Source organism: Flagellimonas aquimarina, assembly GCF_003149745.1.
Lineage (GTDB): Bacteria > Bacteroidota > Bacteroidia > Flavobacteriales > Flavobacteriaceae > Flagellimonas > Flagellimonas aquimarina.
The window spans coordinates 139,795-153,802 of sequence record NZ_QGEG01000003.1 but is presented as its reverse complement, the minus strand read 5'-3'; the positions used below and the strand labels follow the sequence as shown (position 1 = coordinate 153,802).

Genomic DNA, 14,008 nt, shown 5'->3' with positions numbered 1-14,008 from the left:
TTGAATTGTTTCAACACCTTAAATACCGTAATTTTATTGAGTAAGTACTTTTGATGCAGAAATTTATTTTACCCCTTGTTTTTATCATATTCGGATTCCATCTTTCGGCCCAAAATGCTATTTCCGGCTTTGTTAATATGGAAAACCCTGATATATGGGAAACAAACGTGCAGTTGAGAAAGTTGTCCCTAAACAACTTGGAAAAGGGTGAAGTTGGAAAACCTGTGGCCATAGCCCAAATTAGGAAAGATGGTTCCTTTGCTTTTAATAAAAAGTACATTTCAGAATCAAATGAATTGTACCGCCTTTCAATCAATAGAATTCGGGAAGTAATCAATGATACTGTAAAAAAGCAGGTTGACTTCATTCTTTCCAACAAAGACTTTATAAAATTCGGAAAAGGAAAACAGCTGTTCGCCAAGTTTCACACAACCAATCAAGCACATCTAGAATGGCAAAAGTTCAAAACGTTTGAATCCGATTTAGTTGCCCAATATGGATCCTCTGAAGAAATGGTAATGCCCAGAAAAGGCTACGTAAAAGATTCACTTCAAATATTGATGGTAAAATTGATTGGGGTTAAACAGTTGGAAAGCCAACAGTTGTTAGATGCGGATATTGGTCAAAATGAAACATACTATCTGCATTTGCTTTCAGAATTACAAGCAAGTGATTTAGACCCTTTGACCTATGCATTTTTAGAAAGGAAATTGGCTTACTTAACGAGTATAAGTTTGGAGAAGGAACTGCAACAGAGCAGATGGATAAATTTAGGACTGCTTTTTATGGTTGTTGCATTGAGTTTTGTTATTGTAAAAACAAGGAACAAACGGCAAGAATTGACCGTTTCTGTTTTGAGCAAACAGGAGAGAACCGTAAGAGGTCTTATACTTCAAGGAAAAAGTAATAAAGAGATTGCAAACGAGCTTTTTATCAGCCTTAGCACTGTTAAAACCCATATCACCAATATATACAGCAAGCTAAATGTTGCCAATAGGGAAGAATTGCTTCAAAAAAGTACGGGTACTAGTACCTAAATCAGACCTTATAATTTCTAAAACAATCCTGTTCATCTTTTACTTTGCCTCAAAAATGTAGGCGTTTTGAAGTATTTATTTTGGTTTGTTTGTTGGTTTTCAATCTCAGTGGCATATGGTCAAAATCAATATAAGATATCTGGGAAAGTAGTAGATGAAAAGGGGCATGCCATTCTTGCGGGTGATGTGCTTTTGTACGATGCAACCCAAGAGAACCTGGTATTGTATACCCAGTTGCTGGATGGGGATTTTAAATTGGAGCAGATAGCAGAAAACGAATATTATTTTAAGGTATCGGCACTTGGTTATGAGAGCTTTGAAAAAACAATTCTTTTATTTCAAAGTAGAGAATTACAAATTACATTAAAGGAAGATGCAACCGAACTTGAAGGGGTTGAAGTAGTAGCTGCCAAAAACCCAATAACCAACAAAAACGGCAACTTAAAAATTGATGTTCAAAATCCGGTCTTCTCATCTGTTCCTGAACCTTTGGATGTTTTGTCCAAGTTGCCAAATGTCCAAATATCACCAGATAGAGCGTCCATATCAATTATTGGGAAAGGGAATCCGTTGATATATTTAGGCGGTCAGCGTATCAGTTTTGAAGAATTTACAGCTTTGCCCGTGGATAGCTTGGAGAGCATTGAATTGATCAATAACCCTACAGCGAAATACGAAGCGGAGGGGAGGGCAGTACTTTTAGTGACAAGAAAAGGCAACTCAGAAAAAGGAGTCAAGGTTAATGCTAGTGAGACAGTTTCTGTTAAAAGGAACTACAATAGTTATCTTAATATGAACGGCAACTATTCCAACGGAAAATGGAATCTTCAAAGTAACCTGGCGTATAATGATCTGGGACATTGGGAGAGTAACTCATTTGCATTTAGCATTCCTGAAGAAGATATTTTTTCAGATTATTTGGTGCTGATACCATTAGGTAATCGCACACAAATTAATGGTGGATTAGGTTTTTTTCATCCTTTAGAAGAAGATGATTACATATCATTCAATACAACCTTTAAGTTACAAACGGATAAAGCTCCTATTGAAACAGAAACTTTTCTTCGAGATGGAGAATTGGAGAATAATATTTTAACTGAAACTGCTAATGAACAGAAAAAAGACTATTTCAGCAGCAATTTTAATTTTAGCAAAAACCTGGCTTCCGATATAAATCTATTTACAGGATTTCAATATTCCTCATTTAAACAATCTTTAGATACCGAGGTTTCAAACAATTTCAATGAAAATGGGTTTAGGCTAGATCAAATTAGGCATCAGACATACAAAATCAACTCATTGGCACTAAGGCTTGATATTGAGTATGATATTTCGGACAGACTAAAATGGGAGGTTGGCACAAACTGGAACGAAGCCAGAGCGGATGCGTTTTCAGATATACAGGAGGCACCTATAGCGGAAGAAACCATTACAGAGTTCGATTACAAAGAGTCTTTATACTCAGGATATACCAGTTTATCAGGGAGCCTAAAAAAATGGATGGATTTTAATTTGGGATTACGTTTGGAGCACAACGAAGTGCAGGGCCAAATTGAAAAAGAAACTTCTCCTTTATTGGAGCGAACAAATACAAATTACTTTCCTAGGGTAAATTTGAACTTTAAGTTGGATAGTACCAAAACTACTTCGGTTAACTTTTCTCGAAGCATTTCACGACCAAATTTTTCTAGGACAAGTTCAATAACCGCATTCATTAACCCATTTTTAGAAGGTGCCAATAACGTAAATCTTTTACCTACCTTGACCAGTGAGTTATCAGCTAATTTTCAATGGAAGAAAACATCTGTATATGCTTCATATTACACAAATACCGATCCTGTCTATTTTACTATAAGTTTTGATGAGGCATCAAACAAGGCAATTTTATCTCCGGTTAATTTGGACAAGGAATCTGGATTTTACCTTGGATTGACCCTGCCATTTTCCCACAAAAAATGGACTTCTACAAATACCATAAACATTAATTACAATAGGATAGAGGATAAAACCGCAGTACTGGGGGCTACCAAACCTTCTCTATATGCGTATTCCAATCAGCAGTTCATTGTTGGAAAGGATACAACCATCGCCTTTGGAGGCTGGCTATTGACCAGAAGGCAGGAAGGGATATTTAATCGAAACAGCATGTTGGTCCTGAATGCATCTATAACAAAAACACTATTTAAAAAACTATATTGTGCAATTCGCTTAAATGATATTACCAGAGCAATGAATTTTGAAGAGCGTTATACAATTCATGGGGTAGAAGCTGAAGGCGTTTATTTTGCAGATGCAAAAGAGGTGGCATTTTCGGTAAAATATGTTTTTGGAAATACCAAAGTGGCGAAATTTAAAAACAAGGATATAGATGAGAATATAAAGAGGATAAACTAGTTCGTCAATTCCGTAAACAAAGTTTCAAGGTTTTTGTTTTTTCTGCTCAATTGCAATGTTTTTAATTTGTTGTCGTGCGCAAAATCAAAAACTGCGGGCCTCATGTCCTCTGATGTAGTAAAGGTGATTTCATAGGTAAAACCACCAGTGTTCTTCACTTTAGATGCATTGGGCAATTTGTTCAGTAGCACTTCTTCAACTCTATAATCAAACTCTACTTCTATAATCTGCTCTTTAGCTTCACGTAGTTCTTCCAGTTTTTTATCGGCGACCAATTCTCCATTATTAATAATGATAACGCGGTCACAAACAGCCTCAACCTCCTTCATGATATGGGTAGAAAGCAATATAGTTTTTTCCTTACCAATTTCCCTGATCAGTTTTCGTATTTCTACCAGTTGGTTAGGGTCAAGTCCGGTAGTGGGCTCATCCAAGATTAACACATCTGGGTTATGCAACAATGCAGCTGCTAGACCAACGCGTTGACGGTATCCTTTGGATAATTGCCATATTTTCTTGTGAGCTTCTGGGGAAAGACCCGTTTGATCAATTACATCCGTTATACGATCTTTTCCAATATTATAGACATTGGCATTAAAAGCCAAATATTCTTTAACATACATTTCTAAGTAGAGCGGATTATGCTCTGGCAGGTAACCAATACTCTTTTGAACCTCTCGTTCGGATTTTACAACATCAAACCCATTTACTTCCGCATCTCCAGAGTTGGCCTTATAGAAAGTGGTCAAGATACGCATCATGGTTGATTTACCGGCGCCATTTGGCCCTAGGAATCCTACAATTTCGCCTTTATCGATCGAGAAAGTAACGTTGTTCAATGCCTTTTGCTTTCCAAAAGTCTTGGTAATGTTATTTACTATAATGGACATTCAAAAGTATTTGAATTCAAAAATACGGTTTTAGACTTTTCGATTGTCACAGAAGGGCTTGTTTTGATATGTACAACAGATCAATTTGGTCATTTCTGTTAAACCTGGAAAATTCTAAAATATTTTGAATTCTTAAAAAAAGGATATTTCTGCAAAGTAATATTCAACAAATCTGAGCATTTTACTGAAAATCGAAAAAATTTAGGGTTTAGCTTTTGTTTTTCAATTGAATACCTATCTTAGCCTTAGAATTACAACAAAATGACAAATACGTATTTCTGGAACAGTTTTTATTTCTATTTCTTTTTTGAAAGAAGTAAGGGGCTGTTGTAAAATACATTGAACGTATAAAACACATATGAATCCCCGAAATATCTTCGGGGATTTTTTTTTGAATGAAACTGAAAGTTGCAATACAGGGAATAAGGGGTTCTAATCATCATCAAGTGTCAAATGATTTTTTTGGTGCTGATGTGGATTTAGTGGAATGCCTTTCGTTTGACACTATTATAGAACATTTGCACAATGGTTCGGCTGATAAAGGAATAATGGCTATCGAAAATTCAATTGCAGGGTCCATAATTCCCAACTATAATTTAGTATACCACAATAATATGCACATTATTGGGGAGCACTATTTAAACATCCATCACAATTTGATGGTTTTGAAAGGGTGCGTATTGAAGAATATTGAAGAAGTGCATTCACATCCCATGGCGTTATTGCAATGCAAGGAGTTTTTTAAGAAATTCCCTGATATAAAACTGGTTGAAGATGTAGATACCGCCGAGACCGCCAAACGGATCAAAGAAGGTCAGTTAACTAATATTGCTGCCATTGCACCTAAAGTTGCTGCAGAGTTGTATAATTTGGATATTATTGCCTCTGAAATTCAAACGATTAAGAACAATGCTACGCGTTTTATTATCCTTAAAAAACAGAACAAAGTTCTGCCAGAGGAAGAAATTAATAAGGCCTCTTTAAGATTTATTACTGATCATAAGCGAGGAAGTTTGGCAACAGTGTTGAATGTAATGAGTGATTGTAATTTGAATTTGACAAAAATCCAGTCTCTACCTGTGATTGAGACCCCTTGGAAATATGCTTTTTTTGTGGATGTTACATTTGATACCTATAATCAATTTACAAAAGCAAAATCACTTTTAGAAATAATGTCTGAGGATTTTAGGGTTTTAGGGGAATATAAAAATGCACTAATATCATGATTACAGCAGATAGGCTACATAGTGTTCAAGAATACTACTTTTCTAAAAAATTGAGGGAGGTTCGGGGACTAATCAGTCAAGGTAAACCTATAATCAATATGGGTATAGGAAGTCCTGATTTAGCTCCATCACCTAAAGTTTTAGAAACCTTGAAGCAATCTATCTCCGATATGGGAGCCCATCAATACCAAAGCTATCAAGGTTTACCAGAACTACGTGAGGCTATTGCCAAATTCTATCTAGAAAAGTTTGAGGTTACTATAGACCCGTCTAACGAAATTCTACCTTTAATGGGTTCTAAAGAAGGCATTATGCATATTAGCATGGCTTTTTTAAATGAAGGAGATATAGCTCTCTTGCCCAATCCAGGTTACCCAACCTACGCTTCGGTCACTAAGCTGGTTGGAGCAGTCCCTCAAACATATGATTTAAAGGCAGAAAATGGTTGGTTTCCAGATTTGGACAAACTTTCAAAAACAGACCTGTCCAGAGTAAAGTTAATGTGGATTAGTTACCCTCATATGCCAACTGGGGCAACTGCAAGTATAGAGCGATTAAAAACGCTGGTTGATTTTGCAAATAAAAACTCCATTTTGTTGGTCAATGACAACCCATACAGCTTTGTTTTATCCAAAAATCCAACCAGTATTTTACAGGTTGAAGAGGCAAAAAATGTAGCTCTGGAACTTAATAGCCTAAGTAAAACCTTTAATATGGCCGGTTGGCGAGTAGGGATGGTTTTAGGAAGTTCAGAACATATAAATGCGATATTAAAAGTGAAGAGCAATATGGATTCTGGAATGTTTTATGGAATCCAAAAAGGCGCTATAGAAGCCTTGAAAAGTGGCTCGGAATGGTTTGAAGCTTTGGATAGTATTTACACAAGAAGAAGAGAGCTTATGTTTGAATTAGTTGAAAAGCTTGGTTGTAGTTATGATAGTAACGCAGTAGGTATGTTTGTTTGGTCAAAGCTCCCACTTGGTTCAGTTAATTCTGAAGAGTTTGTTGACAACATTTTATATGACAAGAATATTTTTATAGCCCCAGGAACCATTTTTGGAAATAATGGCGAAGGATATATTCGGTTTTCACTTTGTGTAAAAGAAGAAAAAATTAAAGAAGCCATAGCTAGATTTTAGAATATGAATGTAGTCATTATAGGTATTGGATTGATTGGAGGTTCTTTTGCTAAGGATTTAAAACTAGTGTACCCAGAAGCCAATATTCTTGGTATCGATACAAATGAATCCCATGTAAAGGAGGCGTTGGAACTGGGGATAATACAGGGAGAAGGCAGTTATCAATCCTTGGCTTTGGCAGACATTGTATTGATCAGTATTCCAGTAAATGCCCTTGTGTTAGAGTTGCCCAAAATACTGGATGCAGTAGGTGATGAAACTGTGGTAATTGATGCCGGATCAACCAAAAGGTTGGTATGCCAAACAATATCCAACCACTCTAAACGCAGGAATTTTATGGCCTGTCATCCTATTGCTGGTACAGAATTTTCTGGTCCTTCGGCAGCAATTAATGGTTTGTACGAGGGAAAAACCAATATTATATGCGAAGTGGAAAAGACCGCTTTTATGCTCCAGGAAAAAGCACTGGAAGTTTTTCAGAAGTTAAAAATGCGCATTCGTTATATGAACCCAGATGCGCATGATAAACATATAGCCTATGTATCCCATTTATCACATATAAGTTCATTTATGTTGGGAAAGACGGTAATTGAAAAAGAAAAGAATGAACGAGATATTTTTGATATGGCGGGAAGTGGATTTGAAAGTACAGTGCGTCTGGCAAAAAGCTCTCCGGATATGTGGACACCAATCTTTGAGCAAAACAAAGAAAATGTAATAGAGACATTGGAAGAGTATATTCAAAATCTGGAAACCTTCAAAGGATTGTTGTTGAACGATGATTTTGAGAATGTCTATAAAGAAATGAACAATACCAATAGAATAAAACAAATACTTAAAGGAATACCACTTACAAAAAAATAGAATTTATTATGGAAAACAATAAGGAAATGAGAACATGGTTGAATGATATGGACTTACCGCATCCTTTGGTTATAGCGGGTCCATGCAGTGCCGAGACCGAAGATCAGGTGTTGAAGATAGCCCATGATTTAAAAGATACCGATGTCAACTATTACCGAGCAGGTATTTGGAAACCAAGAACACGTCCAGGTAATTTTGAAGGTGTAGGTGCCATTGGCCTAAAGTGGTTACAGAAAGTAAAAGAAGAAACCGGATTAAAAACTGCTACAGAAGTTGCAAATAGAGCCCATGTAGATCTTGCATTAGAACATGACGTGGACTTGTTGTGGATTGGGGCACGTTCAACCGTAAGTCCTTTTATTGTTCAAGAAATTGCGGATGCCTTAGAAGGTACAGACAAAATTGTCTTGATAAAAAACCCGGTAAATCCTGATCTCTCTTTATGGTTGGGCGCCGTTGAACGCTTGTATTCGGCAGATATAAAAAACTTAGGGGTTATCCATAGAGGGTTTTCTACGTATGAGAAGACTAAATATAGAAACATTCCAGAATGGCAAATGGCAATCGAGCTGCAATCAAAGTTTCCAGATTTACCTATAATAAATGACCCTAGCCACATTACGGGAAAACGTGATATGATTTTTGATGTATCTCAAACCGCTTTGGACTTGAACTTTGATGGATTAATGATTGAAACGCACCATGATCCAGATAATGCTTGGAGTGATGCGGCGCAGCAAGTTACCCCAGAAAGATTGATGCAGATCATGAATGACCTTCGCATTAGAAAAGAAACAGATGAAGAAGCGGAGTACAACAGCAAATTGAGCAACCTAAGAGCACAAATTGATGTGATTGACAATCAAATAATCGATATCCTTGGAAAAAGAATGAAAGTTTCTGGTGGCATAGGAACGCTTAAAAAACAAAAGAATGTGGCGGTGTTACAAACCAATAGATGGAATGCTATTTTGGGGAAAATGATTTTAGAAGGAGAATCTCAAGGACTTAGTGAAGAGTTTGTTCTAAGAATGTTCAAGGCAATTCACCAAGAATCCATTAATCACCAAGAGAAGATAATAAACGCTTAAACCCTCCTTAAGAGCTACACAACAATGCCATTTTGGAGCTAATGAGAGATCATTTTGTTTCAAATGGCATTTTTATATTAAAAAGTGTAACAGTTTCCAAAAAAGTTCATCTTTTAAAAAGTCAAAACACCATAATCATGAAAAAATTATTTTCTCTTGGCCTTTCTCTAATTGCCACCGCTGTTTTCTCACAACAAATGATAGATACTGAAGTAGGCGATTTTAATAAAATCAAAGTTTTTGATCTAATAGAAGTAAACCTTATTCAATCAGATGATAACAGGATTACCATAAAGGGGAGGAATGTGGACGATATTGTTTGGATGAATAAAGATGGTGTGTTAAAACTGCGCATGCAATTGGACAAAAAATTCTTGGGTGAGGATACATTGATCGAGGTGTTTTATACCAATTTGGATGTTATCGATGGAAATGAAGGAGCTAAGATCACGTGTAACGAACTGGTCAAGAAAAACAAGATTGAGCTTAGGGCACAAGAAGGCGCAAAAATCCATATTGGAATGGATGTGGAATATGCGGAAATTAGAGCAGTGACGGGGGGTATTGTCCAAGCTACTGGGTTAGCACAAAATCAAAGCATTGTTTTAAACACGGGAGGAATTTTTGACGGAAGGGATTTGAGAACAGCCACTACAGACATCAAGGTTTCTGCAGGGGGCGAAGCAGATATTTTTGCATCAGAAGAAGTGGATATCAACATCAAAGCAGGAGGTGATGTCCATGTATACGGAAAACCCAAAAAGGTTTACAAAAATACTTTTGTAGGAGGAAGAGTCTATATTGTAGACTAGTAAATACAAGAATAATTAAAAGTCCAGTACGATTGTTTTCGCACTGGGCTTTTTAATTTTCCAAGAGCTTTACTTCTTAAAAATATACCTAGTTATAAAGATTCCCTGTCCATCTTCATCTCCTGCATCACTTTCTACAGCACTGGTTACAAACGCCAGCTCCCAACCATTGGCGACCATATCATTGATCATAGAGGTTAATAAGGCATCATTGGCAGCAATGTTCTGGAAACGGATTCCACCAATATTGTAAAAGTTCAACAATTTGGTTTCCTCAAAATTCTTTACCCTAATATTACCTCTTTTAGATTTGTTCCTTGTGTTGTCATCTTTGGTTTGGACACTGGTGTATTCTTTATAATCTTTGTCTTCCAGAGCATTAATGATTCTAGATCTGCCCAATCCATTAGGCACAATAGATTCTACACTGGTTATAACTTTGAACTCCTGTGCGCTAAGACTCAAACTTGACATTAACACCAAACTGGCAACTAATAATTTTTTCTTCATGATATATTATCTTTACTATACTTGAAAGACAATTGTAATCCACAAAGGGTTGCATTTGGGCAAACAAAAAACCCTTTGAATTATCAAAGGGCTTTTATACTTAAGAAATGTAAGATTCTTATTTCTTGAAAATATATCTTGTAATAAAAATACCTTTCCCGTCACCTTTTCCACCTTCGCTTTCAACAGCACTGGTTACAAAGGCAAGCTCCCAACCATTGGCGACCATGTCATTGATCATGGATGTAAGTAAGGCATCATTGGCAGCAATGTTCTGGAAACGGATTCCACCAATATTGTAAAAGTTCAACAATTTGGTTTCTTCAAAGTTTTTTACACGAATTTCTCCACGCTTAGATTTGTTTCTGGTGTTGTCATCATCAGTTTGTACACTTGTGTACTCTCTGTAATCCTTATCTTCAAGCGCATTTACAATTCTTGAACGACCTAGACCATTAGGGACAATAGACTCCACACTGGTAATAACTTTGAACTGCTGTGCATTCATTTCAAAAGTTGAGGCGAATGCAATGATTGCGATAAATAATAGTTTTTTCATGTTGTAATTGATTATTTAGATTATTGTACTGTCAAAGATATATACGTATCAATTAGAGGATTATTGTTTCTTTGCAATTAAAATATTAACAAATAGTGAAGGGAACAGTCTATAAATCTACTGGAAGCTGGTATACCGTTAAATCGGAAGATGGTAGTTTTTATGAATGCCGTATTAAAGGCAAGTTCCGTATAAAGGGTATAAAGAGCACCAATCCAGTCGCTGTGGGAGATAATGTGGTGTTTGAATTAGAAAAAATTGGAGATGAAACGGTTGCAGTAATTTCGGAGATAGGTGATAGAAAGAATTATATCATACGTAAATCTGTAAACCTTTCCAAACAGACACATATTATAGCCGCGAATTTGGATCAAGTTTTTTTGTTGATCACTTTGAACAATCCACCAACGTTTACCAGTTTTATCGACAGGTTTTTAGTTACTGCCGAAGCTTATGAAATTCCCGTGGTATTACTGTTCAATAAGATGGATGTATATGATGATGACCAAATGGTGGAAGTTGACTATTTAATAAAGCTTTACAGGCGGATAGGTTATCATTGTTTGGATATAGCGGCCAAAGAAGGAAAGAACGTGGACAAGGTCAAAGAGTTGATGATAGACAAGACAAGTATGTTCGCTGGGCATTCTGGTGTGGGAAAATCTACTTTGGTCAATGCATTGGAACCTGGACTAAAACTCAAGACGGCCGAAATTTCAGAACAGCATTTGCAGGGGCAGCATACCACTACTTTTGCTGAAATGTACGATCTCTCTTTTAATGCAAGAATTATAGATACTCCCGGCATTAAAGGATTTGGTATTGTTGATATGGAAAAGCATGAGATAGGGAATTATTTTCCTGAGTTTTTTAAATTGAAATCCGAATGCAAGTTCAATAACTGTTTACATTTAGATGAACCAAAATGTGCCATTAAAGATGCGTTGGAAAATGAAGAGGTATCATGGAGCAGGTATCGCAGTTATGTGCAAATGATTACAGGCGAAGAAGAGAACTATCGTGTTGATATTTATAAATAAAATGGATTATAATTGAGGGCAGTTATACAGAGAGTTTCCAGAGCAAGTGTCACGGTGGATAGCCAAGTAATTTCGGAAATAGGAAATGGACTTCTTGTGTTGCTCGGAATTGAGAATGAGGATAACAATGAAGATATAACATGGTTATCCAACAAGATAGTGAACCTCCGTATCTTTAATGATAACGAAGATATTATGAACCGTTCTGTTCTAGATGTAGAGGGTAACATAATTGTTGTAAGCCAATTCACCTTGCATGCCCTTACAAAAAAGGGAAATAGACCTTCATATATTAAAGCATCAAAACCCGAAATTGCAATCCCTATTTATGAGAGTTTCGTTCGTAATATGGAGCAAAACTTAGGCAAAAAAGTAGGGACTGGTGTATTTGGAGCAGATATGAAAGTTGATATAGTGAATGATGGTCCGGTAACTATACTAATTGATACAAAACAAAGAGAATAATAGTCTTTTAACGATTTTGGTTTTTTCTTTTGTAAGAAATGTATCATTTTAGTAGTATACAATTTAACCGACCAACCTTAATGCGTTTTCTTACTTTTATTCTTCTCTTTTTAAGCACACACTTTTCGTTTTCACAGGACTTTGGTTATAATAGCATACCTGAAGAACTCCTTAAAAATGCAGATGCTGTCGTTAGATTAAATCAAATGTCAGTTGTAATTAAAGCTCGAAATTTGATGGTCGTTTCTTCCAAAAGAGTAGTTACAGTTTTAAATGAGAATGGCGATAGATATATACATGCCTTTGCGTTTTATGACAAGAGTGATAAAATTACTGGGTTGGAAGCCAAGATTTATAACAAACAGGGAGAAGAGATAAAGAAAATCAAAAAGAAAGATTTTTTTGATCAGAGTGCTGTAAGCGGAGGTACGCTTTATTCGGATTCTAGAGTTTTGTTTATGAGATACACTCCTACAGAGTATCCATACACTGTTGAGTTTAATAAGGAATACGCAACCCCTAACACAGCTTTTATTCCTAAATGGAACTTTGTAGATGGATATAGGGTAAGCACGGAAAAAAGTGATTTTACTTTTAGTACTGAATCTGCAATAGCAGTTAGGTATAAGGAATCCAATCTGGAAGAACATTCCATAGAAGTGAATAAAACAGGCAACAGAAGAAATTATAGTGCTGCTTATATTAAGGCATTAAAGAAAGAACCTTTATCCCCATCTTTAAATGAGTTTTCTCCAACAGTTAAAATTGCACTTGATAAATTTCATTTAGAAGGAGTCGACGGAACTGCAGAAACTTGGAAAGAATTTGGCAAATGGATCTATGATGAATTATTAGTTGGCCAAGATGCTCTAGACCCACATACTATAGAAAAAGTAAATAGCTTGGTAAAAGGAGTTGACGACCCCAAAGAAAAAATAAGAAAAGTCTACAACTTTGTACAAGATAATACCCGATACATAAGTGTACAATTGGGAATAGGCGGATGGATGCCCATTAGCGCTTCCGAGGTGGATAGAGTTAAATATGGGGATTGTAAAGGACTTACAAATTATACAATGGCATTGTTAAAATCTGTAGGGATTGATTCTTATTATACTGTAGTGTATGCAGGTTCTCAGAAGCGGGATTTTGATCCAGATTTTCCTGTTATGCAAGGAAATCACGCCTTTTTAAATATTCCTCTTGAAGAAGAAAATGATATTTGGTTGGAATGTACAAGCCAAATAACCCCTGTAAATCACTTAGGGACGTTTACAGATAATAGAAATGTGCTAAGGGTCACTCCATCTGGCGGGGAAATTGTGAAGACAAAAACTTATCTGGACAATGAGAATCACCAACTTACTAAGGCAGAATACTTTGCGGATATTGAGGGTAAGGTGACAGGTAGCATAAACATATTATCAAAAGGAACTCAGTACAATTATAAGTACAGAAATCAATCTAAATCCAAAATTGAACAAGAAGAATATTATAAAGAATACTGGGATTACATAAATGATTTGTCATTGGGGAAGATTAATTTCAAAAATGATAAAGAAAATATTGTGTTTGAAGAGGAACTTGAAATAAGTGCAGAAAATTATATGTCATCTGTTGAGGGAAAATTGCTTTTTGCCCCGAATATATCAAATAGAAACCTAGCAGTACCAGAAAGATGTAGAAACCGAAAAAGAGATCTAATAATAGCTCGCGGCTATTTGGATGAGGATGAATTTACTATACACCTACCTGAAAATTTTGAGCCAGAGACATTAATTCAACCAGTTAGCCTGGAAACAAAATTTGGAAGCTATAAAATTGTCATGGAACATAAAGAGCATGGTATACTCCAGTATAATAGAAAACTCTTGATTAAATCGGGAAAATATTCAAAAGAAGATTATGAGTTGTACAGAAACTTTCGGAAACAGATTGCCAGGTATGACAACTCTAGAATTGTCCTAACCAAAATGTAAAT

General features: G+C 36.0%; 13 protein-coding genes. 10 read left to right on the top strand and 3 right to left on the bottom strand.

The features are described from left to right. Positions 1–53 precede the first annotated feature (53 nt). Together DKG77_RS17240 and DKG77_RS13915 are read left to right on the top strand one after the other, a co-directional pair. Complete coding sequence (locus tag DKG77_RS17240; protein WP_279305977.1) at positions 54–1,037, top strand: response regulator transcription factor; 984 nt, start codon at positions 54–56, stop codon at positions 1,035–1,037. 66 nt (positions 1,038–1,103) lie between these two features. Then, complete coding sequence (locus DKG77_RS13915) at positions 1,104–3,431, top strand: TonB-dependent receptor (protein ID WP_109664164.1); 2,328 nt, start codon at positions 1,104–1,106, stop codon at positions 3,429–3,431. Here DKG77_RS13915 and gldA read toward each other — a convergent pair. Next, positions 3,428–4,321, bottom strand: coding sequence for a gliding motility-associated ABC transporter ATP-binding subunit GldA (gldA, locus tag DKG77_RS13910; protein ID WP_109664161.1), 894 nt, complete (start codon positions 4,319–4,321; stop codon positions 3,428–3,430). The two genes, DKG77_RS13915 and gldA, sit on opposite strands and share 4 nt — an antisense overlap. Before the next feature lie 395 nt (positions 4,322–4,716). Here gldA and DKG77_RS13905 point away from each other — a divergent pair, with 395 nt between their 5' ends. The 5 genes from DKG77_RS13905 (at position 4,717) to DKG77_RS13885 (ending at position 9,453) form a co-directional block, all read left to right on the top strand. Continuing rightward, complete coding sequence (locus tag DKG77_RS13905) at positions 4,717–5,547, top strand: prephenate dehydratase (RefSeq protein WP_109664159.1); 831 nt, start codon at positions 4,717–4,719, stop codon at positions 5,545–5,547. Then, the gene (locus tag DKG77_RS13900) at positions 5,544–6,686 is read left to right on the top strand and encodes a pyridoxal phosphate-dependent aminotransferase (protein WP_417935478.1); all 1,143 of its coding nucleotides are present in this window, start codon (positions 5,544–5,546) and stop codon (positions 6,684–6,686) included. The genes DKG77_RS13905 and DKG77_RS13900 overlap by 4 nt, the downstream gene beginning before the upstream one ends. A 3-nt stretch (positions 6,687–6,689) precedes the next feature. Then, positions 6,690–7,550 (top strand): prephenate dehydrogenase, encoded by an 861-nt coding sequence (locus tag DKG77_RS13895; protein WP_109664155.1) that lies wholly within the window; start codon positions 6,690–6,692, stop codon positions 7,548–7,550. Positions 7,551–7,558: 8 nt separating this feature from the next. Continuing rightward, the gene (locus DKG77_RS13890; protein ID WP_109664153.1) at positions 7,559–8,641 is read left to right on the top strand and encodes a bifunctional 3-deoxy-7-phosphoheptulonate synthase/chorismate mutase type II; all 1,083 of its coding nucleotides are present in this window, start codon (positions 7,559–7,561) and stop codon (positions 8,639–8,641) included. 137 nt (positions 8,642–8,778) lie between these two features. Then, positions 8,779–9,453 (top strand): head GIN domain-containing protein, encoded by a 675-nt coding sequence (locus tag DKG77_RS13885; RefSeq protein ID WP_109664409.1) that lies wholly within the window; start codon positions 8,779–8,781, stop codon positions 9,451–9,453. A 69-nt stretch (positions 9,454–9,522) separates the two neighbouring features. Here the strand turns inward: DKG77_RS13885 and DKG77_RS13880 are convergent, their stop codons facing one another. Then, on the bottom strand, positions 9,523–9,963 hold the full coding sequence (locus DKG77_RS13880; protein WP_109664152.1) for a hypothetical protein: 441 nt from the start codon (positions 9,961–9,963) through the stop codon (positions 9,523–9,525). A 118-nt stretch (positions 9,964–10,081) separates the two neighbouring features. Then, entirely contained in the window at positions 10,082–10,522 is a 441-nt protein-coding gene (locus tag DKG77_RS13875; protein ID WP_109664151.1) for a hypothetical protein, read from the bottom strand. A 95-nt stretch (positions 10,523–10,617) separates the two neighbouring features. On the opposite strand from DKG77_RS13875, the gene rsgA reads away from it, so the two are divergent. The 3 genes from rsgA (at position 10,618) to DKG77_RS13860 (ending at position 14,006) form a co-directional block, all read left to right on the top strand. Then, positions 10,618–11,562, top strand: a complete 945-nt coding sequence (rsgA, locus tag DKG77_RS13870) for a ribosome small subunit-dependent GTPase A (RefSeq protein ID WP_109664150.1) — start codon at positions 10,618–10,620, stop codon at positions 11,560–11,562. 12 nt (positions 11,563–11,574) lie between these two features. Then, the gene (gene dtd / locus DKG77_RS13865; protein WP_109664147.1) at positions 11,575–12,027 is read left to right on the top strand and encodes a D-aminoacyl-tRNA deacylase; all 453 of its coding nucleotides are present in this window, start codon (positions 11,575–11,577) and stop codon (positions 12,025–12,027) included. A gap of 80 nt (positions 12,028–12,107) precedes the next feature. Continuing rightward, positions 12,108–14,006: a DUF3857 domain-containing protein gene (locus DKG77_RS13860; protein ID WP_165819400.1), complete on the top strand. Its 1,899-nt coding sequence runs from the start codon at positions 12,108–12,110 to the stop codon at positions 14,004–14,006. Positions 14,007–14,008 lie beyond the last annotated feature (2 nt).

What these genes read in the sequence shown, in the direction of transcription:
- DKG77_RS17240 (WP_279305977.1), top strand. Translation starts at nt 54, where the DNA reads ATGCAGAAATTTATTTTACCCCTTGTTTTTATCATATTCGGATTCCAT.
- gldA (WP_109664161.1), bottom strand. Translation starts at nt 4,321, where the DNA reads ATGTCCATTATAGTAAATAACATTACCAAGACTTTTGGAAAGCAAAAG.
- DKG77_RS13905 (WP_109664159.1), top strand. Translation starts at nt 4,717, where the DNA reads ATGAAACTGAAAGTTGCAATACAGGGAATAAGGGGTTCTAATCATCAT.
- DKG77_RS13900 (WP_417935478.1), top strand. Translation starts at nt 5,544, where the DNA reads ATGATTACAGCAGATAGGCTACATAGTGTTCAAGAATACTACTTTTCT.
- DKG77_RS13895 (WP_109664155.1), top strand. Translation starts at nt 6,690, where the DNA reads ATGAATGTAGTCATTATAGGTATTGGATTGATTGGAGGTTCTTTTGCT.
- DKG77_RS13890 (WP_109664153.1), top strand. Translation starts at nt 7,559, where the DNA reads ATGGAAAACAATAAGGAAATGAGAACATGGTTGAATGATATGGACTTA.
- DKG77_RS13885 (WP_109664409.1), top strand. Translation starts at nt 8,779, where the DNA reads ATGAAAAAATTATTTTCTCTTGGCCTTTCTCTAATTGCCACCGCTGTT.
- DKG77_RS13880 (WP_109664152.1), bottom strand. Translation starts at nt 9,963, where the DNA reads ATGAAGAAAAAATTATTAGTTGCCAGTTTGGTGTTAATGTCAAGTTTG.
- DKG77_RS13875 (WP_109664151.1), bottom strand. Translation starts at nt 10,522, where the DNA reads ATGAAAAAACTATTATTTATCGCAATCATTGCATTCGCCTCAACTTTT.
- DKG77_RS13860 (WP_165819400.1), top strand. Translation starts at nt 12,108, where the DNA reads ATGCGTTTTCTTACTTTTATTCTTCTCTTTTTAAGCACACACTTTTCG.